The sequence below is a fragment of the Aquimarina sp. AU119 genome (assembly GCF_900312735.1).
Classification (GTDB): Bacteria; Bacteroidota; Bacteroidia; order Flavobacteriales; family Flavobacteriaceae; genus Aquimarina; species Aquimarina algiphila.
Genome location: NZ_OMPF01000001.1, coordinates 93,816 through 112,456, shown reverse-complemented (window position 1 = coordinate 112,456; position 18,641 = coordinate 93,816). Strand labels below are relative to the sequence as shown.

The following is an 18,641-nucleotide window of genomic DNA, read 5'->3' as shown; positions in this document are numbered from 1 at the left end:
AGTTAAATTAGAGTATGACTGATTTTTATCCCATAAAAGTTTCTGAATTGAATAAAGAAACTAAGGACTGTACTTCGATAACTTTTGATGTACCAGAAGCGCTCAAAGATAAATTCGTTTATAAACAAGGACAACATCTTACGCTCAAGACAACCATAAATGGAGACGAGGTTAGACGTTCCTATTCTTTATGTTCTAGTCCAGTTGAAAATAAGTGGCAAGTGGCTGTTAAAAGGATTAATGGAGGTCTGTTTTCAAATTTTGCAAATAATGTTTTAAAAGTAGGAGATGTCATAGAGATTATGCCTCCTGTTGGAAATTTTTATGTAGAGGTTAACCCTTCTAGACCTAAAAATTATATTGTTTTTGCAGCAGGAAGTGGTATTACTCCAATATTGTCGATTATAAAGACGCATTTGATATCAGAACCAAATAGTACTTTCAAGCTGTTTTATTTGAATCAAAACGTTAAATCAATTATCTTTAAAGAAGAGATTGAAGCACTTAGAAATACATATTTTGGTCGGCTAGAGATATTTTACTTTTTGACCAAAGAGCAACGAGATATTCCGTTACTCAATGGACGGTTTACAGCAGAAAAAATACAAGAACTTGCAGATAAGATAATTGATATTTCTAGTGTTGATGAATGTTTTGTTTGTGGACCTGAGGAAATGATATTCTTGATTAGAGATGAATTGGTGGACGCAGGACTAAGTAAAGAAAAAATTCATTATGAGTTGTTCTTTTCTGGAGCTACTGATGAGGATAAGAAAAAAGTAGCAGAAGTGCTGGATCATAAGTTTGATGGAACCGAAGTTACAATCATAGATGGAGGAAAGGAATTTCACTTTGCTATGGATGATGATCACGATAATATTTTGGATGGAGCTTTGGCTTCTGGAGCAGATCTTCCTTTTGCTTGTAAAGGAGGTGTATGTAGTACATGTAAATGTAAAGTTATTGAAGGAGAGGTACAAATGAAAGTAAATTATGCATTAGAAGAAGACGAAGTCGCCAAAGGCTTGGTTTTATCTTGTCAGGCAGTACCTACTACAGAAAAAGTAGTTGTTGATTTTGATGTTTAGAATCCTTGTTTGTAAATAAAAACAAAGATGAAGAGTATAATTTGGAATTGTAATTCTGTTAAAGCAGGAGTCCATTTTTCATAATAAAAATAGAATTGTTATGAGCGAAAAAGAAGTAAAAAACACTGGGGCTGAGCAGAGTCGAAGCCTAGAGGAAATCTTTGATCAAAGAATTGCTAGGGATGAAAAGATTGAACCAAGAGATTGGATGCCAGAAAAGTACCGAAAAACACATATTAGGCAAATCTCTCAACATGCCCATTCAGAAATTGTAGGAATGTTACCAGAAGGAAATTGGATTTCCCGAGCACCTTCTATGCGCAGAAAAGTAGCGTTACTAGCCAAAGTACAGGATGAAGCTGGTCATGGTCTCTATCTTTATAGTGCTTGTGAAACACTTGGGATATCAAGAGATGAGTTATATGAACAATTGCATACAGGTAAAGCAAAATACTCCAGTATCTTTAATTATCCAACAATCACATGGGCAGATATTGGTGCTATTGGCTGGTTAGTAGATGGTGCGGCTATTATTAATCAGGTACCTTTATGTAGCACTTCTTATGGACCATATGCAAGAGCTATGGTACGTGTATGTAAAGAAGAAAGTTTTCATCAACGTCAGGGATATGAGATAATGATGACATTAGCAAAAGGAACACCAGAACAAAAAGAATTAGCGCAAGATGCTTTAAATCGATGGTGGTGGCCTTCATTAATGATGTTAGGGCCTACAGATGCAGAATCTGTGCACACAGAGCAATCTATGAAATGGAAATTAAAACGTAAAACTAATGACGAGCTACGTCAGCAATTTATAGACCAAACTGTTCCACAAGCAGATTTAATAGGACTTGCAATTCCAGATCCAGAATTGAAATGGAATGAAGAAACTGGCCATTATGACTTTGGAGAAATTGATTGGGATGAGTTTTGGCAGGTAGTAAAAGGTCATGGTCCATGTAACAAAGAACGTTTATCGGCTAGAGTAAATGCTTGGGAAGAAGGAGAATGGGTGCGTGATGCAGCAATGGCCTATGCAGAAAAACAAGACACTAAGAAACTTAAAAAAGTGATATAATAGTTTTTGCTTAAACAGTTGGATAAGTGAATTTAGCTAAAAAAATATAAACAGATGAAAAACAATTGGCCACTTTGGGAGGTGTTTGTAAGAAGTAAGAATGGCTTAGAACATCGCCATTTTGGAAGCCTACATGCTGCAGATGCAGAAATGGCTTTAGAAAATGCTAGAGATGTATATACACGTAGGAATGAAGGAGTAAGTATATGGGTTGTAGAATCCAAACATATTACAGCCTCAAACCCCGAAAATAGTGAAGAACTTTTTGATCCTGCTCAGGATAAAGTATACAGACATCCTACCTTTTATACATTACCAGATGAAGTAAAGCATATGTAAGAAGCAAGAATGAAGTCACCCTGATCGAAGTCGAAGGGTAATACATGCTTAACTAAAGCAAACTTAAAAATGAAAAACGAAAATAAAATACAATACATCTATGGGATCGCCGATAATGCTTTAATCCTTGGTCAGCGATTATCAGAATTATGTGGTCATGGACCAAATCTGGAAACTGATATAGCAATGACCAATATGGCATTAGATCTATTAGGGCAGACACGAAGTTATTATCAATATGTAGCACAACTGTCAGGAGATGATAAAACCGAAGATGATATTGCTTTTTTAAGAAGTGAAAGACAATATAAAAATGTACTCTTGGTTGAGCAACCTAATAGGCATTTTGGCTATGTGATTACAAGACAGTTCTTTTATGATGTTTTTCATTTACTTCTTTTACAGGAATTACAGAATAGTAGTGATGAAACCCTTTCAGCTATAGCCAAAAAAGGAATTAAAGAAGTTAGTTATCATCAACGATTTTCATCAGATTGGATAAAAAGATTGGGAGATGGTACAGAAGAAAGTCATCAAAAAGTTCAAGAGGCAATTGATGACCTTTGGAGATTTACAGATGAGTTATTCCATATGACAGATGATGATGATATGGCTTTGCAAGATAATATTGGGGTAAATACTATTGTTCTTAAAGAAAGATATGTACAAATGGTAAAAGAAGTGTTTGACGAAGCAACACTTACAATACCTGAAACAAAATGGTTTCAAAAAGGAGGTAAGCAAGGAGTACATAGCGAACATATGGGGTATTTACTTTCTGATTTGCAATATATGCAACGTGCATATCCAAATATGAAATGGTAATCAACTTGGATAGTATTGTCATCCTTAACTTGTTTTAAGATTAGTATTCGATAAAATAATGACTGTACAATTAGAACAACATATTGATCCAAAGTTAATTCCAATTCTGGAAGGAGTTCATGATCCAGAAATTCCGGTATTGTCCATTATGGATATGGGAGTTGTTCGTTATGCGCAAATGCAAGAGAATATTGCTAAGATTAAAATCACTCCAACATATAGTGGTTGTCCGGCAATGGATGTTATTGGAGATGATATTATTGATGCTTTTACAAAAGTAAATATCAAAGCAGAGGTTTCCTTGGTGTTATCACCAGCATGGACTACAGATTGGATTACGCCAAGAGGTAGAAAAGCATTAGAAGTATACGGAATTGCAGCACCTCTTTCTGAAGAAGCTGATAAAGAAGCATTATTGGGCAATAAGAAGATTGTAAAATGTACTCAATGTGGTTCAATACATACAAAATTAGTAAGTCAATTTGGCTCGACTGCCTGTAAAGCACTTTTTCAGTGTGAGGATTGCCTCGAACCTTTTGATTATTTCAAATGTTTAAAATGACAACTCCATTACCCCGATGATTGAAAGTAGAACAGTAGAGTCTCAAAAGTAAAATTAGAATAATGTTAGGATTAAGGACAACAATATATAAAGTTGATGATTTGGATAAGGCTAAGAAATGGTATTCTGAGGCTTTTAATAAAACACCATATTTTGATGAACCTTTTTATGTTGGATTTAATATCGCAGGATATGAACTAGGATTATTACCAGAACAAACTCTAGAAGACAAAAAAACTGGAGGAGTATTATCATATTGGGGTGTTGAGGATATACATTCAACATATCAAAAATTACTCCAATTGGGAGCTGCCGAACATGAAAAACCAACAAATGTTGGAGGAGAAATAATGGTGGCCTCTGTAAAGTGTCCTTGGAATAATATTATAGGAATTATTTATAACCCAGAATTTAAAATAGAGAATTAAAAATATGTCTTCAATCCAATTGCAAATTGAAAATGGAGTAGCACGGGTAACGTTAAACCGTCCAGAAACATTTAATAGTTTTAATAGAGAAATGGCTTTATTGTTGCAAAAAACATTAGACGAATGCAATACAAATGAAGAAGTAAGAGCAATAGTTCTTACCGGTAATGGAAAAGCATTTTGTGCAGGCCAGGATCTCAATGAAGTTACCTCACCCGAATTAAATCCGGGTTTTAGAAAAATACTTGAAGAACATTATAATCCAATTGTAGAAAAGATAAGAACAATAGAAAAACCAATTGTTGCTGCAGTAAATGGCGTGGCTGCTGGAGCAGGAGCAAATATAGCTTTGGCTTGTGATATTGTTGTCGCTTCTGAAACTGCTAGTTTTATTCAGGCCTTTAGTAAAATTGGATTAATTCCTGATAGTGCAGGAACTTTCTTCCTGCCTAGATTAATTGGCTTTCAAAAAGCATCAGCATTAATGATGTTAGGAGATAAAGTATCTGCAAACCAAGCTGAAGAATTAGGGATGCTGTATAAAGCGTTTTCTATTGAAACTTTTGAAGAAGAAGTGACCAAACTAGTTTCAAAACTGGCAAAAATGCCAACAAAGGCTCTGGGACTAACCAAAAGGTTATTAAATCAATCTATGGTCAATACGCTTAAAGAACAATTGGCAATGGAATCAGATTTACAGATAGAAGCTGCAGAAAGTGAAGATTATACAGAGGGTGTAAATTCATTTATAGAAAAAAGAAAACCAATATTTAAAGGCAAGTAAATTAAAAATATAAAACAGAAAAATGATAAAGGTAAAAGTGATTAGAAATAGAAGGAAACTTTAGACTTTTATATTTTACATTTAAAATTTATGATTTATAAAGTAGGAGTAATAGGATCAGGAACAATGGGAAGTGGTATTGCCCAAGTAGCTGCCACGGCTGATTGTAAGGTAAAAGTATTTGATGCAAAACAAGAAGCTTTAGATAAAAGTAAAGCAGCTCTGGAGAAAGTTCTTTCTCGTTTAATAGAAAAAGGAAGAATAGATGAAACTGAAAAAATTCGTATACAATCCAATATTTCATATGTAAATACTTTAAAAGAGCTTAAAGATGCAGATCTAACCATTGAGGCTATTATTGAAGATCTTGATATTAAAAAGAAAGTGTTTTCAGAATTAGAAAGTTATGTTTCAGAAGATACAATTATTGCTTCAAACACCTCTTCTTTATCCATTGCTTCCATAGCTTCTTCATTGCAAAGACCAGAACGATGTATAGGGATTCATTTTTTTAACCCGGCACCTTTAATGAAATTAGTTGAAGTAATACCAGCGGTACAGACTTCTACTAAAGTTATGGATAAGGTTGTGAGCATAATTAAGGATTGGAAGAAAGTAGTTGCAATAGCAAAAGACACCCCTGGATTTATTGTAAATAGAGTTGCAAGACCTTTTTATGGAGAATCTTTACGAATTTATGAAGAAGGGTTAGCTGATGTAGCGACTATAGATTGGAGTCTAAAAACTTTGGGAGGGTTTAGAATGGGACCTTTCGAATTGATGGATTTTATTGGTAATGATATTAATTATACAGTGACAGAAACCGTTTTTAAGGCCTTTTATTATGATGCTAGATATAAACCCTCTTTTACCCAAAAAAGATTATCTGAAGCAGGATATTTAGGAAGAAAATCAGGCAAAGGGTATTATGATTATGGTACTAATGCCGTAAAACCATTTCCAAAAGAAGATGCAGCACTAGCAAAATATATTTTTGATAGAGTATTAGTAATGTTGATAAATGAAGCTGCAGATGCACTTTTCTGGAATATTGCTTCTGCAGAAGATATTGATAATGCAATGACCAAAGGGGTGAATTATCCAAAAGGATTATTAACCTGGGCAGATGAAAAAGGAATTGACTGGTGTGTTAATACATTAGACAGTTTATACGATGAGTATCATGAGGATAGATATCGATGTAGCCCATTGTTAAGAAGAATGAATAGGGAGAAAAAAACTTTTTTCAGCAAGAAATTAGTTTCAGATAACTAGTATAATAAGAATGATAAAATCAGAAACTATTCCTCATAAGATGCTGTCTCAGGACGCTTTCAGTAAATGGTTAGGAATCGAGGTGCTCGAAGTTGTAAAAGGGAGGTGTAAAGTAGGAATGACGATACGAAAAGAAATGCTTAATAGCATGGGAAAAGCACATGGTGGAATTAGCTATTCATTAGCTGATACTGCTTTTGGCTTTTCGGCTAATACTCATGGAAAATATGCAGTCTCTATAGAGACTTCTATCAATCATATTGAAGCCTTAGAAGAAGGAGATTATTTAACCGCAGAAGCAGTAACAGATATTGCTAAAACCAAGGTTGGTTTCAATATTGTTGAAGTAAAGAGAGGAAATGATATTGTAGCGTTGTTTAAAGGAGTAGTATATAGAACCAGTAAAGACTGGGAAGAATAAATGTAAAACTGAAAAATATAAAACTAAAAAGGTGAAATTGTAAAAATTGAAGATGAAACTTTTGATTTTTCAATTTTACATTTAAAATTTAAAATTTTGAAAGAAGCATATATCATAGATGGAGTGCGAACTCCGATAGGGAGTTATAAAGGAACATTGTCGGCTGTGAGAACAGATGATTTAGGAGCCTTGGTAATTGAAAAATTAATAGAAAAGAATCCAAATATTCCAAAAGAAGCTTATGATGATGTAATTATGGGATGCGCTAATCAGGCAGGTGAAGATAATCGTAATGTTGCAAGAATGTCTGCATTATTAGCAGGTCTTCCTTTTAACGTTCCAGGAGAAACGATAAATCGTTTATGTAGTTCTGGGTTATCTGCAATAGTTCATGCAAATCGTGCAATTAAAACTGGAGACGGAGATCTTTTTATTTCTGGAGGAGTAGAAAATATGACACGTGGACCTTATGTAATAGCTAAGCCATCATCTGCTTTTGGTAATGATTCCAAAATGTATGATTCTAGCTTTGGATGGCGTTTTGTAAACCATAAAATGCATGAACTTTATGGAACAGATGGTATGGGAAATACTGCAGAAAACCTAGTAGAGAAATATAATATTTCTCGTGAAGATCAGGATGCATTTGCATATTGGAGTCAGATGAAAGCTGCCGCAGCACAAAAATCAGGAAGGTTAGCTAAAGAGATAGTGACAGTAGAAATCCCTCAACGTAAAAAAGAACCAATTCTTTTTTCCAATGATGAGTTTATAAAAGCAAACACCACTAAAGAAGTATTAGGTAAGCTTCGTGCAGCCTTCAAAAAAGATGGAAGCGTAACTGCAGGGAACTCCTCAGGACTTAATGATGGTGCAGCAGCAACTATAATTGCATCTGAAGATGCTGTAAAGAAATATGACCTAAACCCCATTGCAAGAATCGTAAGTTCTGCTGTGGTTGGAGTAGAACCAAGAATTATGGGAATAGGCCCCGTTCAAGCATCTAATAAGGCATTAGAAAAAGCAGGGATTACAATGGATGATGTAGATGTTATCGAACTTAATGAAGCTTTTGCTTCTCAGGCGTTAGCGTGTATAAGAGAATGGGGATTAGCAGATAATGACCCAAGAATAAACCCTAATGGCGGATCAATAGCAATAGGACATCCATTAGGAGTAACGGGCGCCAGAATAGCATATTCGGCCGCTTTAGAATTAAAAGAACAAAATAAACGATATGCTTTAATCACAATGTGTGTTGGAGTAGGTCAAGGATATGCTTGTGTAATAGAAAATACAAGTTTGTAAATTAAGTATAACCATAAAGGGAATTAGATTATAATTCCAGCGTAGGCTGAATCCATTTTAAAAAAGAATAAGATGAATCTGAGAAACGCAAGAATGAACTTAAGGAAGGCTAAGATTAACTTAAGTAATGCAAGAATTGATTTGAGGAATGCAAGAACGAATTTTAGAAATGTTAGAATAGACTCAAATAGTACAAAAATGAACTTAAGAAATGCAAGAATAGACCTTAGAAATGCACTTATAGGTCTTAGGAATGCAGGAGTAGAATTAGAAGACGCAAGAATTGGTATGAGGGATGTAAGAATGAAATTATAATATCAAAGTATAATAAAAAAAACACCCACCTAAGAATTCCCCTTTTGGGGTTAAAGGGTTGACTTATGAAAAAACTAGAAAGCTACATAAATGGGAAATGGGTTGCCGGTTCCGGAGACGGAATGGTAATGCACGATGCTGTTACAGGCGAAGTTATTGGTCATTCTACGACTGATGGATTAGATATTCCGGAAGTATTACAATATGGTAGAACTAAAGGAGGAGAAATTCTTAGAAAAATGACATTTCAAGAGCGTGGAAATATGCTTAAAACCTTAGCATTATTTCTTACCAAGCGAAAAGAAGAATTTTATGAATTAAGTTACCGTTCTGGAGCTACCCGAATTGATAGCTGGATAGATATCGAGGGAGGCTTTGGAAACCTGTTTGCCAATGCATCTCTAAGAAAACTTTTTCCAAATCAGTCTTATCATGTAGAAGGGGATCCAATAGATCTCTCCCGAGGAGGAAGGTTTATGGCACATCATATTTTAGTGCCTAAAAGAGGAGTAGCAGTGCATATTAATGCATTTAATTTCCCTATATGGGGAATGTTAGAAAAGTGTGCTACAAACTGGATGGCTGGAGTACCTGCGGTAGTTTTACCAGCACCACAAACCGCATATTTGACCGAAGCAGTAGTACGGGTAATTATAGATTCAGGAATATTACCAGAAGGCGCTTTGCAATTGCTTAGCGGAATGACAAAGTCAATATTGGATACGGTATCTTCTCAAGATGTAGTGACGTTTACAGGTTCTGCACATACAGGAAGAATACTCAAAGCACATCCAAGGTTAATAGAAGAATCCGTTCCTTTTACAATGGAAGCAGATTCTTTAAATGCTTCTGTGCTAGGAAAAGATGCAGTGCCGGGAACACCAGAATTTGACCTGTTTATTAAAGAAGTCAGAAAAGAAATGACAGTAAAATCTGGTCAGAAATGTACTGCTATTCGTAGGATTATTGTACCAGCTACTTTGGTTGAAGATGTACAAATAGCTTTAGGTCAACAGTTAGATAAAGTTACTATAGGAGATCCAAGGTTGAAAGAAGTACGAATGGGAGCCTTAGCTAGTAAAAAGCAGGTAGAAAGTTTTAGAAATAATGTTACAGAAATTGCTAAAACAGCACAGCTGGTATATGGTGATTTGGATAAAATAGAAACCATTGGAGCAGATGCTCAAAAGGGAGCTTTTGTCTCTCCGATTTTACTAAGAGAAGATGAGCCATTTAAAAATACCAATGTTCATGAAATTGAAGCTTTTGGACCAGTATCTACAATCATGCCTTATGATACTTTGGAGGATGCGATTACGTTATCTCAAATGGGTAAAGGATCATTAGTATCTTCTATTTTTACATATGATGATAAGATCGCAAGAGATTATATCGTAGGAGCGGCTTCGCATCATGGACGTATTTTGGTAGGAAACAGAGAAAATGCAAAGCAGAGCACAGGTCATGGATCTCCATTGCCGTTACTAACTCATGGAGGTCCGGGAAGAGCTGGAGGAGGAGAAGAAATGGGAGGAATGCGTGGTATCAAGCATTTTATGCAACGATGTGCTATACAAGGTACACCAACAACGCTAACAGAAGTAACAGGCATTTACCAGGCAAATTCTAAATATAAAGTGTGTGAAAAACATCCATTTTCATATCATTGGGAAGATATAGAGCCAGGAATGTCTATCAAAACTCATAAACGTACAGTAACCGATACTGATATTATTAATTTTGGAAACCTTACATGGGACCACTTCTATGCACATACCGATATTACATCCTTAGAAGGAAGTATCTTTGAAAAACGAACTGCTCATGGATATTTTATCCTTGCCGCTGCAGCTGGTTTATTTGTGTATCCTAATAAAGGCCCGGTAGCTGCGAACTATGGACTAGAAGAATGCAGGTTTCTAAGACCTATTTATCATAATGATACTGTTTACGTAAGATTAACATGTAAACAAAAGGTAGATCGGGATCATAGAGGCAAAGAACTCCCTAGCGGAATTGTAAAATGGTTTGTAGAAGTATTTGATCAGGAAGATGAATTAGCTGCAATAGCTACTATTCTAACGATGGTACAAAAGAAATCTCCATTTATACAAGTTGACAGATCAAATATCGAGGGATATTTAGCAAAATTAGCAGAAGATACTAAACCTAAGTGGGGCATATTATCACCACAGCACATGGTTGAACATATCGAGAAGACGATTAGAATTGGATCTGGCGAAATTCAGGATTTTGAGATTGCTACGCCAGAGAAATATCTCGAGAAAGTACAGGAGATGGTATATAATCATAAACCAATGCCAAAAGGACATCAACATCCTTTGATGAAAGAAGGTGAATTGGAAGAGTTAATGCATCCAGATTTGACCGCTGCAAAGTTAAAGCTGATAGAGGCTCTTAATGAGTTTGAAGTGTATTTTAAAGGAAATCCAAATGCTATAACCAAAAATGCAGTATTTGGAGAGATGAATAAATTTGAATGGGACTTATTAAACGTAAAACATTTGAATCATCACTTTGAACAATTTGGACTTTTTGATTAAATAAAAATAAATGTCATCCTGAGCCTGTCGAAGGAAATGTGATATATAAAGAATGTAAAACCGAAAAATGTAAAATGTTAAATAAAAAAGTAACATATCATTACTTAAGACTTTACACTTTTACATTTAAAATTTGATATTTAAATTGACACAACCATACGTAAATATAAATATAGAAAATCAAGTTGGGATTATAGAATTTTTTCATCCTGCTCATAATTCGTTACCCGGAGATATTCTGGCAAAACTAGCACAAACTATTACAGAAGCTGGAACTAATGATGAGATCAAAGTAATAGTATTAAAAAGTGGCAGAGATAGAACCTTTTGTGCCGGAGCGAGTTTTAAAGAATTGATCAATATTAATGATGCCGAAACTGGAAAAGTATTTTTCTCTGGTTTTGCTAATGTGATTAACGCTATGCGAAAATGCCCAAAATTCATTATTGGACGGGTACAGGGTAAAACTGTAGGTGGGGGAGTAGGACTTGCTTCAGCAACCGATTACTGTATGGCGACAAAATATGCATCAATAAAGCTAAGCGAACTTAATGTTGGGATAGGACCATTTGTTGTAGGACCAGCTGTAGAACGTAAAATAGGGTTATCTGCAATGACACAGATTGCAATTGATGCAAATTCATTTTATGATGCAGAATGGGCCAAAGATAAAGGATTGTTCACCAAGATTTTTGAAGATATAGAAACTTTAGATGCAGAAGTAAAAGTTTTTGCAGAACATTTATGTACATATAATCCAGAAGCAATGGCAGATATGAAAAAAGCATTCTGGACAGGAACAGAAGATTGGGATACACTATTGGCTGATAGAGCTGTAATTAGTGGACGATTAGTACTAAGCGATTTTACCAAAAAAACTTTAAAAAGGTTTAAATAGGGTTGAAAGTGTAAATTATAAAATGGGATGAATCAAAAATATGATTTACAAGAAAGGCTAGTGAAATTTTCAGCAAGTATTATTCTTAATGTAAGTGATTTTAAAATATAAAACCGAAAAATGTAAAATACTAAATGCAAAAGTTATTAAATATGATTACTGCTTACTTTAGACTTTTAGATTTCACATTTATAATTTGATGTTTAACAATGATTTATAGCTTCAAAGGATATATACCTGTAGTACACGAAAGTAGTTTTGTACATCCATTAGCAGCAGTAACGGGGAATGTAATTATAGGAAAAAATTGCTATATCGGTCCTGGAGCTGCAATACGTGGTGATTGGGGTGAAATTATCCTTGAAGATGGAGTTAATGTACAAGAAAACTGTACTGTACATATGTTTCCGGGGAAATCAATTGTACTCAAAGAAAGTGCACATATTGGACACGGAGCAGTGATTCACGGTGCAAATTTAGGCAGAAATTGTTTGATAGGAATGAATACGGTAATTATGGACGATGCAGAGATAGGAGATGAATGTATCGTGGGAGCAATGTCTTTTGTAAAAGCAAATACAATATTTCCAAAACGAAGTTTAATTATAGGAAATCCAGCCAAAGTGATCAAGGAGGTAAGTGATGATATGATCGCTTGGAAAACAAAAGGAACACGACTGTATCAGGAGTTACCTGGAGATTGTTTTGAATCATTACAGGAGGTCGAACCTTTGCGGGAAGTGCCAAAGGATCGACCAATGCAAGATGCGTTTTATAAAACATTAGAAGAATTTAAGAATAAATAGACCATAAAATTTGTCATCCCAGACTTGATCTGGGATCTATAATAACAGAAAATGAAGTGATGGATTCCAGCTTATGCTGGAATGATAAAAAAGTTAATGATAAATAACATAGTATAAACATTAAACTAACAAACATTAGTTAACCAAAATGGCAATAATTGAATTAAAAATGCCCAAAATGGGCGAGAGTATATCAGAAGCTACCATTCTTAATTGGTTAAAGAATGTAGGCGATACAGTAGAAGAAGATGAAACCATTTTAGAAGTAGCTACAGATAAGGTAGATTCTGAAGTTCCTTCTCCTTGTGCAGGAGTAATTACAGAAATATTGTTTCAATCTAACGAAGTAGTTGAAATAGGAAAAGTGATTGCTATTATTAATGAAGATACTATTCAAGGAACTAAGAAGACAATAACCAAAGAAAATGTTTCTGTTACTAAAGAGACTCTTTCGATAAAAAATAAAGAAATATCTGCCTCAAACCCAAAAAGAGAATATACAACTCAAAAACTGGTGTCTAATCCAGATGCATTTTTATCTCCATTAGTACTTAGCATAGCCCAAAAAGAAAACTTAACATTAGAAGAAGTACAAAACATTCAGGGAACAGGAACAGAGGGTCGAATTCGCAAAAGCGATGTGATGCACTATATAAAAAACAGAAAGTATCCTTTGCCAAGCAGACCGCAGTTAGAAGCTCCCAAATCGAGCTATAATGCTCCACCTGTTGCATTTGTAGAGGGTAAAGACCGTATTGTAGAAATGGATCGTATGCGTAAAATGATCGCAGATCATATGGTGTACTCTAAACATACATCTCCTCATGTGACGAGTTATATCGAAGTTGATGTAACCAATATTGTGAATTGGAGAAATAAAGTGAAAATAGCATTTCAGGAAAAACATGGAGAGAAACTAACGTTTACACCAATTTTTGTAGAAGCAGTTGCAAAAGCAATTCAAGAGTATCCAATGATTAATGTTTCTGTGGATGATAAAAATATTGTAGTCCATAGTGATATTAACATTGGTATGGCAACAGCATTACCCAATGGAAACCTCATTGTTCCTGTGGTGAAAAACGCAGACGAGAAGAATCTCCTTGGATTAGCTAAGAGAGTGAATCATCTGGCAAATAATGCAAGGAATAATGATTTAAAACCAGATGAGGTTAAAGGAAGTACGTTTACAATTTCTAATGTAGGAACATTTGGTAGCCTAATGGGAACACCAATTATAAACCAACCAGAAGTGGCAATTCTGGCTTTAGGAATCATAAAGAAAAGGCCTGAAGTAATTACCACAGAAAAAGGAGATGAAATTGCAATACGAAGTATGATGTATTTATCCTTATCCTTTGACCATAGAGTGGTAGATGGATTTCTAGGAGGGTCATTTCTACGTAAAGTTGGTGATGAATTAGAAGCTTTTGATAGTAATAGAGAGATTTAAAAAATTAGAGTTAACAAAATTCCCTTTTATGAAGGGATAGAGGATTGTTGGTATATACCCGAAGTCATTAAAAATATAAAAAAAATGGAAGAACAAATCAAAATTAGAAGGACCTCAAATTCGAAATTAAAGGATATTGATTTTGATAATATTCCTTTGGGAAGAACTTTTACTGATCATATGTTTGTATGTGAATATGAAGACGGAGCTTGGAAAAACCCTCGAATAGAGCCTCTGGAATTGATTCCAACACACCCGGCTGCGATGGCTTTACACTATGGTCAAGCAATTTTTGAAGGCATGAAAGCTACCGTTGGTAACAACAATACACCATTGTTGTTTAGGCCTGAAGAGAACGCAAAACGATTTAATCACAGTGCTGCCAGAATGGGAATGCCTGCTGTTCCTGAAACCCTTTTTGTAGAAGCTGTGAAACAAATTGTCGGTGTTGAGCAAAATTGGATTCCACCGCAAGAAGGTAGTGCATTATATTTACGTCCGTTCATGTATGCAGATGAGCCTTTTATAGGAATGCGTGCAGCGACAAGCTATAAATTCATTGTAATCTGTTCTCCCGCGGGACCATTTTTTACTAAAAAGATAAGACTATATGCAGAAACAGAATATATAAGAGCAGCTGACGGGGGAACAGGAGAAGCAAAAGCAGCAGGAAACTATGCTGCAGCCATCTTACCTACCGAAAAAGCAAAAGCAAAAGGATACGATCAAGTGTTATGGTTAGATGCCAATGAGCATAAATATATTCAGGAAGTGGGAACAATGAATATCTTTTTTAAAGTCGATGGTCGATTTATTACTCCAAGTACAAATGGATCCATTCTAAAAGGAATTACCAGAGATAGTGTAATTACTTTGTTAAATGATAAAGGTTTCGAAGTAGAGGAACGCCCGATTACTATAGATGAAGTGATTGCATTTTCAAAAGAAGGAAAACTAGAGGAAGCTTTTGGTACTGGTACAGCAGTTGCTATAGCAATGGTAGAAGCAATAGGATATATTGATGAAGTAATTACATTGCCAGAAAATAACCCGGTAAGTCAGGATATGAAAAATACTCTTGATGAAATAAAGATGCAGAAGAGAGAAGATAAACATGGCTGGATTATACCAGTAAATGTAGAAGAAAAAGTAGGATAAATGTTTAGATGCTTGAAAAAGCAATCTGTATTTCAAAAATTTGAAAATTATGTTAGCCCAAAAAACAATAGCAAAAGAAGTATTACAAAAAGCATTTTCTACGTTATGCACCGCAAAAAGTATGACCGAACTCTATGAAGAGAATTTTAAAACGGTTTCTAAATATGTACATGCCACGTCCAGAGGACATGAATCTATTCAGATTGCTACTGCGATGCAACTATTACCTCAGGATTATGCGTTTCCATATTATAGAGATGATTCGATGTTGTTAGGTATCGGAATGCGCCCATACGACCTGATGCTACAATTATTGGCTAAAAAAGATGATCCTTTTTCTGGAGGAAGAACTTATTATTCACACCCAAGTTTAAGGGATGATGATAAACCTAAAATACCACATCAATCCTCGGCGACAGGGATGCAGGCAATTCCAGCAACGGGAGTGGCTATGGGGATGCAGTATAAAGAATTAATAGGTATTGATCATAGTACAGAAAACGAGTCAAGTACGAGTGAGATATCCAAGAGACCTCTGGTCGTGTGTTCTTTGGGAGATGCTTCGGTTACTGAAGGAGAAATTGCAGAAGCATTTCAGATGGCTGCCCTAAAGCAATTACCGATTTTATATTTAGTGCAGGATAATGGGTGGGATATTTCGGCTAATGAAGCCGAAACCCGAGCGCAAAACGCTTTTGAATATGCAGCAGGATTTAATGGCCTTGAAGCCATTTCTATTGATGGAGCAAATTTTACAGAAAGCTATCTGGCGATACAAGAGGCGATTAAAACAATACGGGAAGAACGTAGACCAATACTTGTACATGCAAAAGTACCATTATTAAACCACCATACATCTGGAGTAAGAATGGAGTGGTATCGAGATGACTTAGAGGAGGCTCGTTCTCGTGATCCATATCCCGTATTGAGGAATCAATTGTTGGAAAATGGATTTACAGAAAAAGAAGTAGATACAATCGAAGCTGATGCAAAAGTTACTGTATCTAAGGATTTACAGGAAGCTATGAAAGCTGAAGATCCCAAACCAGAGGATCTGTTTACTCACGATTTTGCGCCAACACCTATTACAGAAGAAAAGGGAGAACGATCTCCTTCAGATAAGGAAGAAGTGGTGATGGTAGACTGTGCTTTATTTGCGGTTGAAGAATTAATGAAGGAACACAAAGAATGTTTATTGTATGGACAAGATGTAGGGGGACGATTAGGAGGAGTTTTTAGAGAAGCAGCAACATTAGCTCAAAAATTTGGAGACGAACGTGTATTTAACACACCAATCCAGGAGGCCTTTATCGTTGGATCAACAGTGGGGATGTCTGCCGTAGGTTTAAAACCGATTGTAGAGGTACAATTTGCAGATTATATATGGCCAGGATTAAATCAGTTGTTTACAGAGGTGAGTAGATCTTGTTACTTATCTAACGGAAAATGGCCTGTATCTATGATTTTAAGAGTGCCTATTGGAGCATATGGTAGTGGTGGACCCTATCATTCTTCTTCTGTAGAATCTGTGGTTACTAATATTCGTGGAATCAAGATTGCATATCCAAGTAATGGTGCTGATCTTAAAGGACTTATGAAAGCTGCATATTATGACCCTAATCCAGTAGTGATTTTAGAACATAAAGGATTGTATTGGTCTAAAGTTAAAGGAACGGAAGCAGCAAGAGCTATAGAGCCGTCAGAAGAGTATGTGTTGCCCTTTGGGAAAGCTAATATTGTACAACGTATTTGGCCACAGGATGAAAAAGAAACATTGACTGTGGTTACTTATGGTATGGGAGTTCATTGGGCATTGAATGCTACAAAAAGTATAAAAGATACTGTTGAAATTATTGATTTACGAACACTGTTTCCGTTAGACGAAGAAACGATTATAGAATCGGTTAAAAAGACTAAAAAATGTCTTGTGGTTACTGAAGAGCCGAGTAATAATTCGTTTGCCAGAGCTTTGGCAGGAAAAATTCAGGAAGAATGTTTTAAATCCTTAGATGCACCGGTTATGACAATAGGGTCAGAAAATATGCCTGCTATTCCATTGAATAGTACATTAGAACAAACAATGATTCCTTCTACAGCGAAAGTAAAAGCTAAAATTGATGAATTGTTGAAATATTAGGGCTTTATTTTTTCCTAAAAATACCAAAAAGCTCATTTCCTTGTCGTTCGGGAATAGAGTTATAACATTTTTCGAAAATAATGGTTTCAAAATGTGTTTCCAGGTATGATAAATACTCTTTTTTATCTCCACCAAAAGGGCGCTTTTCCATATCGTCTGTAAGCGGAATATCAAACCATAGGCCTACTAATTTCCCGTCGGGATTAAGAAGGTTTGACATTTGGAGAACATATGTTGATCGGTTTTCTGGAGTAGGAACAAAGGAACAAAAAAAGGTTTGTTCAATAATGAGATCATAACTCCCTTTTAAAGTAAAAAAATCACCTAATATCAACTGCGATTTGGGGAAATCAGGAACCCGTTGGGCAAATGTATCAAGAGGAGTTTGAGAAATATCTAAGACATACACATTATGAAACCCATTTTGAAATAAATACTCTGCTTCATAGGCGTTCCCGGCTCCAGGAATAAGGATGTTAATAGTTTTATCGGTTAATTGATCAATATAATTTTTTAGAGGAGTCGCAACATATCCAATATCCCAACCTGTACGATTTTCGGTATATCGTTGTGTCCAATATGCATTTTCTTGGGATTGATTTTGATTCATAGTAAAGTGCTATTTTCAGAATTAAAGATAGTCTATTTTAAAAATAAGTTATCGTTTTTTTCAACTCTAAAACTAAACTTATTTTGTAGAATATAACTATAAACAACAGTTAAGATTATGGTTATAAATCTGGAAGGAGTTGGATAGAATTTCAAGAAATCAACTAAAAACTTCATAGCACAATAACTAATTAAAATAGCGCCTATTCCAACAATAAGATATCTAAAAAATTGAACTCTACATGGTAAATTTGAATTTTGAAAAGTAATATATCTACTGAGCATGAAACCTGTTAAAAATGTAATGGGGAAAACAAAGAATAAAGATGCTATATGGGGGCTAAAAACAAAAACAATCATGTCTACATTTTGTTTTGAGAAAACAAAGTTGTAAAAAACAAAATATAAAATAGTGTCAAAAACTAAATTACTTCCTCCACAAAAGGCATATCTATATGTTTTCAAAGGGATTAATCTCTGAAATAAAAAATAGAAAGTGTCAATAAATCTAATTATAACTTTTCTCATAGTTAAAAGATGAAGTTACAAAAGAGAAGTAGATACGTTCTCTATGCAATACTTAATAATAT

At 35.0% G+C, this 18,641-nt stretch carries 19 protein-coding genes; 17 read left to right on the top strand and 2 right to left on the bottom strand.

The features are described from left to right. The first annotated feature begins 14 nt into the window (after window positions 1-14). From paaE to DK442_RS00380, 17 genes are all read left to right on the top strand, one after another. Window positions 15-1,088: a 1,2-phenylacetyl-CoA epoxidase subunit PaaE gene (gene paaE / locus DK442_RS00460; RefSeq protein WP_109433877.1), complete on the top strand. Its 1,074-nt coding sequence runs from the start codon at window positions 15-17 to the stop codon at window positions 1,086-1,088. Between the two features lie 100 nt (window positions 1,089-1,188). After that, window positions 1,189-2,169: a 1,2-phenylacetyl-CoA epoxidase subunit PaaA gene (gene paaA, locus DK442_RS00455; protein WP_109433876.1), complete on the top strand. Its 981-nt coding sequence runs from the start codon at window positions 1,189-1,191 to the stop codon at window positions 2,167-2,169. A gap of 54 nt (window positions 2,170-2,223) precedes the next feature. Beyond that, window positions 2,224-2,508: a 1,2-phenylacetyl-CoA epoxidase subunit PaaB gene (gene paaB, locus DK442_RS00450; RefSeq protein ID WP_109433875.1), complete on the top strand. Its 285-nt coding sequence runs from the start codon at window positions 2,224-2,226 to the stop codon at window positions 2,506-2,508. A gap of 69 nt (window positions 2,509-2,577) precedes the next feature. After that, complete coding sequence (paaC, locus tag DK442_RS00445; protein WP_109433874.1) at window positions 2,578-3,333, top strand: 1,2-phenylacetyl-CoA epoxidase subunit PaaC; 756 nt, start codon at window positions 2,578-2,580, stop codon at window positions 3,331-3,333. A 58-nt stretch (window positions 3,334-3,391) separates the two neighbouring features. Then, window positions 3,392-3,895 (top strand): 1,2-phenylacetyl-CoA epoxidase subunit PaaD, encoded by a 504-nt coding sequence (gene paaD, locus DK442_RS00440; RefSeq protein ID WP_109433873.1) that lies wholly within the window; start codon window positions 3,392-3,394, stop codon window positions 3,893-3,895. Between the two features lie 62 nt (window positions 3,896-3,957). Continuing rightward, window positions 3,958-4,323 (top strand): VOC family protein, encoded by a 366-nt coding sequence (locus DK442_RS00435; protein WP_109433872.1) that lies wholly within the window; start codon window positions 3,958-3,960, stop codon window positions 4,321-4,323. Window positions 4,324-4,327: 4 nt separating this feature from the next. Further along, window positions 4,328-5,107: an enoyl-CoA hydratase-related protein gene (locus DK442_RS00430; RefSeq protein ID WP_109433871.1), complete on the top strand. Its 780-nt coding sequence runs from the start codon at window positions 4,328-4,330 to the stop codon at window positions 5,105-5,107. A gap of 90 nt (window positions 5,108-5,197) precedes the next feature. Continuing rightward, complete coding sequence (locus DK442_RS00425; protein ID WP_109433870.1) at window positions 5,198-6,382, top strand: 3-hydroxyacyl-CoA dehydrogenase NAD-binding domain-containing protein; 1,185 nt, start codon at window positions 5,198-5,200, stop codon at window positions 6,380-6,382. A gap of 10 nt (window positions 6,383-6,392) precedes the next feature. Beyond that, window positions 6,393-6,803, top strand: coding sequence for a PaaI family thioesterase (locus DK442_RS00420; protein ID WP_200825068.1), 411 nt, complete (start codon window positions 6,393-6,395; stop codon window positions 6,801-6,803). A gap of 96 nt (window positions 6,804-6,899) precedes the next feature. Next, complete coding sequence (gene pcaF, locus DK442_RS00415; protein WP_109433869.1) at window positions 6,900-8,111, top strand: 3-oxoadipyl-CoA thiolase; 1,212 nt, start codon at window positions 6,900-6,902, stop codon at window positions 8,109-8,111. A 93-nt stretch (window positions 8,112-8,204) separates the two neighbouring features. Further along, window positions 8,205-8,426, top strand: a complete 222-nt coding sequence (locus tag DK442_RS00410; protein WP_143915720.1) for a hypothetical protein — start codon at window positions 8,205-8,207, stop codon at window positions 8,424-8,426. Between the two features lie 65 nt (window positions 8,427-8,491). Continuing rightward, on the top strand, window positions 8,492-10,990 hold the full coding sequence (paaZ, locus tag DK442_RS00405) for a phenylacetic acid degradation bifunctional protein PaaZ (protein WP_109433867.1): 2,499 nt from the start codon (window positions 8,492-8,494) through the stop codon (window positions 10,988-10,990). Between the two features lie 145 nt (window positions 10,991-11,135). Continuing rightward, a complete protein-coding gene (locus DK442_RS00400) occupies window positions 11,136-11,888 on the top strand; it encodes an enoyl-CoA hydratase/isomerase family protein (RefSeq protein WP_109433866.1) in 753 nt (250 codons plus the stop codon). A gap of 209 nt (window positions 11,889-12,097) precedes the next feature. After that, on the top strand, window positions 12,098-12,694 hold the full coding sequence (locus DK442_RS00395; RefSeq protein WP_109433865.1) for a transferase hexapeptide repeat family protein: 597 nt from the start codon (window positions 12,098-12,100) through the stop codon (window positions 12,692-12,694). 178 nt (window positions 12,695-12,872) lie between these two features. Further along, window positions 12,873-14,147, top strand: a complete 1,275-nt coding sequence (locus tag DK442_RS00390; RefSeq protein ID WP_235010874.1) for a dihydrolipoamide acetyltransferase family protein — start codon at window positions 12,873-12,875, stop codon at window positions 14,145-14,147. Between the two features lie 84 nt (window positions 14,148-14,231). After that, window positions 14,232-15,305: a branched-chain amino acid aminotransferase gene (locus DK442_RS00385; RefSeq protein ID WP_109433863.1), complete on the top strand. Its 1,074-nt coding sequence runs from the start codon at window positions 14,232-14,234 to the stop codon at window positions 15,303-15,305. Window positions 15,306-15,354: 49 nt separating this feature from the next. After that, window positions 15,355-17,442, top strand: a complete 2,088-nt coding sequence (locus DK442_RS00380; protein WP_109433862.1) for a thiamine pyrophosphate-dependent enzyme — start codon at window positions 15,355-15,357, stop codon at window positions 17,440-17,442. A 4-nt stretch (window positions 17,443-17,446) separates the two neighbouring features. On the opposite strand, the gene DK442_RS00375 is transcribed toward DK442_RS00380, so the two are convergent. Both DK442_RS00375 and DK442_RS28835 read right to left on the bottom strand, forming a co-directional pair. Beyond that, window positions 17,447-18,052: a methyltransferase domain-containing protein gene (locus DK442_RS00375; protein WP_109433861.1), complete on the bottom strand. Its 606-nt coding sequence runs from the start codon at window positions 18,050-18,052 to the stop codon at window positions 17,447-17,449. 32 nt (window positions 18,053-18,084) lie between these two features. After that, the gene (locus tag DK442_RS28835) at window positions 18,085-18,579 is read right to left on the bottom strand and encodes a GtrA family protein (RefSeq protein ID WP_109433860.1); all 495 of its coding nucleotides are present in this window, start codon (window positions 18,577-18,579) and stop codon (window positions 18,085-18,087) included. Window positions 18,580-18,641: the final 62 nt, after the last annotated feature.

Coding starts and splice junctions, on each gene's coding strand:
- DK442_RS00425 (WP_109433870.1), top strand. CDS start 5,198: ATGATTTATAAAGTAGGAGTAATAGGATCAGGAACAATGGGAAGTGGT.
- DK442_RS00435 (WP_109433872.1), top strand. CDS start 3,958: ATGTTAGGATTAAGGACAACAATATATAAAGTTGATGATTTGGATAAG.
- paaA (WP_109433876.1), top strand. CDS start 1,189: ATGAGCGAAAAAGAAGTAAAAAACACTGGGGCTGAGCAGAGTCGAAGC.
- DK442_RS00375 (WP_109433861.1), bottom strand. CDS start 18,052: ATGAATCAAAATCAATCCCAAGAAAATGCATATTGGACACAACGATAT.
- paaZ (WP_109433867.1), top strand. CDS start 8,492: ATGAAAAAACTAGAAAGCTACATAAATGGGAAATGGGTTGCCGGTTCC.
- paaD (WP_109433873.1), top strand. CDS start 3,392: ATGACTGTACAATTAGAACAACATATTGATCCAAAGTTAATTCCAATT.
- DK442_RS00430 (WP_109433871.1), top strand. CDS start 4,328: ATGTCTTCAATCCAATTGCAAATTGAAAATGGAGTAGCACGGGTAACG.
- DK442_RS00410 (WP_143915720.1), top strand. CDS start 8,205: ATGAACTTAAGGAAGGCTAAGATTAACTTAAGTAATGCAAGAATTGAT.
- DK442_RS00380 (WP_109433862.1), top strand. CDS start 15,355: ATGTTAGCCCAAAAAACAATAGCAAAAGAAGTATTACAAAAAGCATTT.
- paaC (WP_109433874.1), top strand. CDS start 2,578: ATGAAAAACGAAAATAAAATACAATACATCTATGGGATCGCCGATAAT.
- DK442_RS00385 (WP_109433863.1), top strand. CDS start 14,232: ATGGAAGAACAAATCAAAATTAGAAGGACCTCAAATTCGAAATTAAAG.
- paaB (WP_109433875.1), top strand. CDS start 2,224: ATGAAAAACAATTGGCCACTTTGGGAGGTGTTTGTAAGAAGTAAGAAT.
- DK442_RS00390 (WP_235010874.1), top strand. CDS start 12,873: ATGGGCGAGAGTATATCAGAAGCTACCATTCTTAATTGGTTAAAGAAT.
- DK442_RS28835 (WP_109433860.1), bottom strand. CDS start 18,579: ATGAGAAAAGTTATAATTAGATTTATTGACACTTTCTATTTTTTATTT.
- DK442_RS00420 (WP_200825068.1), top strand. CDS start 6,393: ATGATAAAATCAGAAACTATTCCTCATAAGATGCTGTCTCAGGACGCT.
- DK442_RS00395 (WP_109433865.1), top strand. CDS start 12,098: ATGATTTATAGCTTCAAAGGATATATACCTGTAGTACACGAAAGTAGT.
- paaE (WP_109433877.1), top strand. CDS start 15: ATGACTGATTTTTATCCCATAAAAGTTTCTGAATTGAATAAAGAAACT.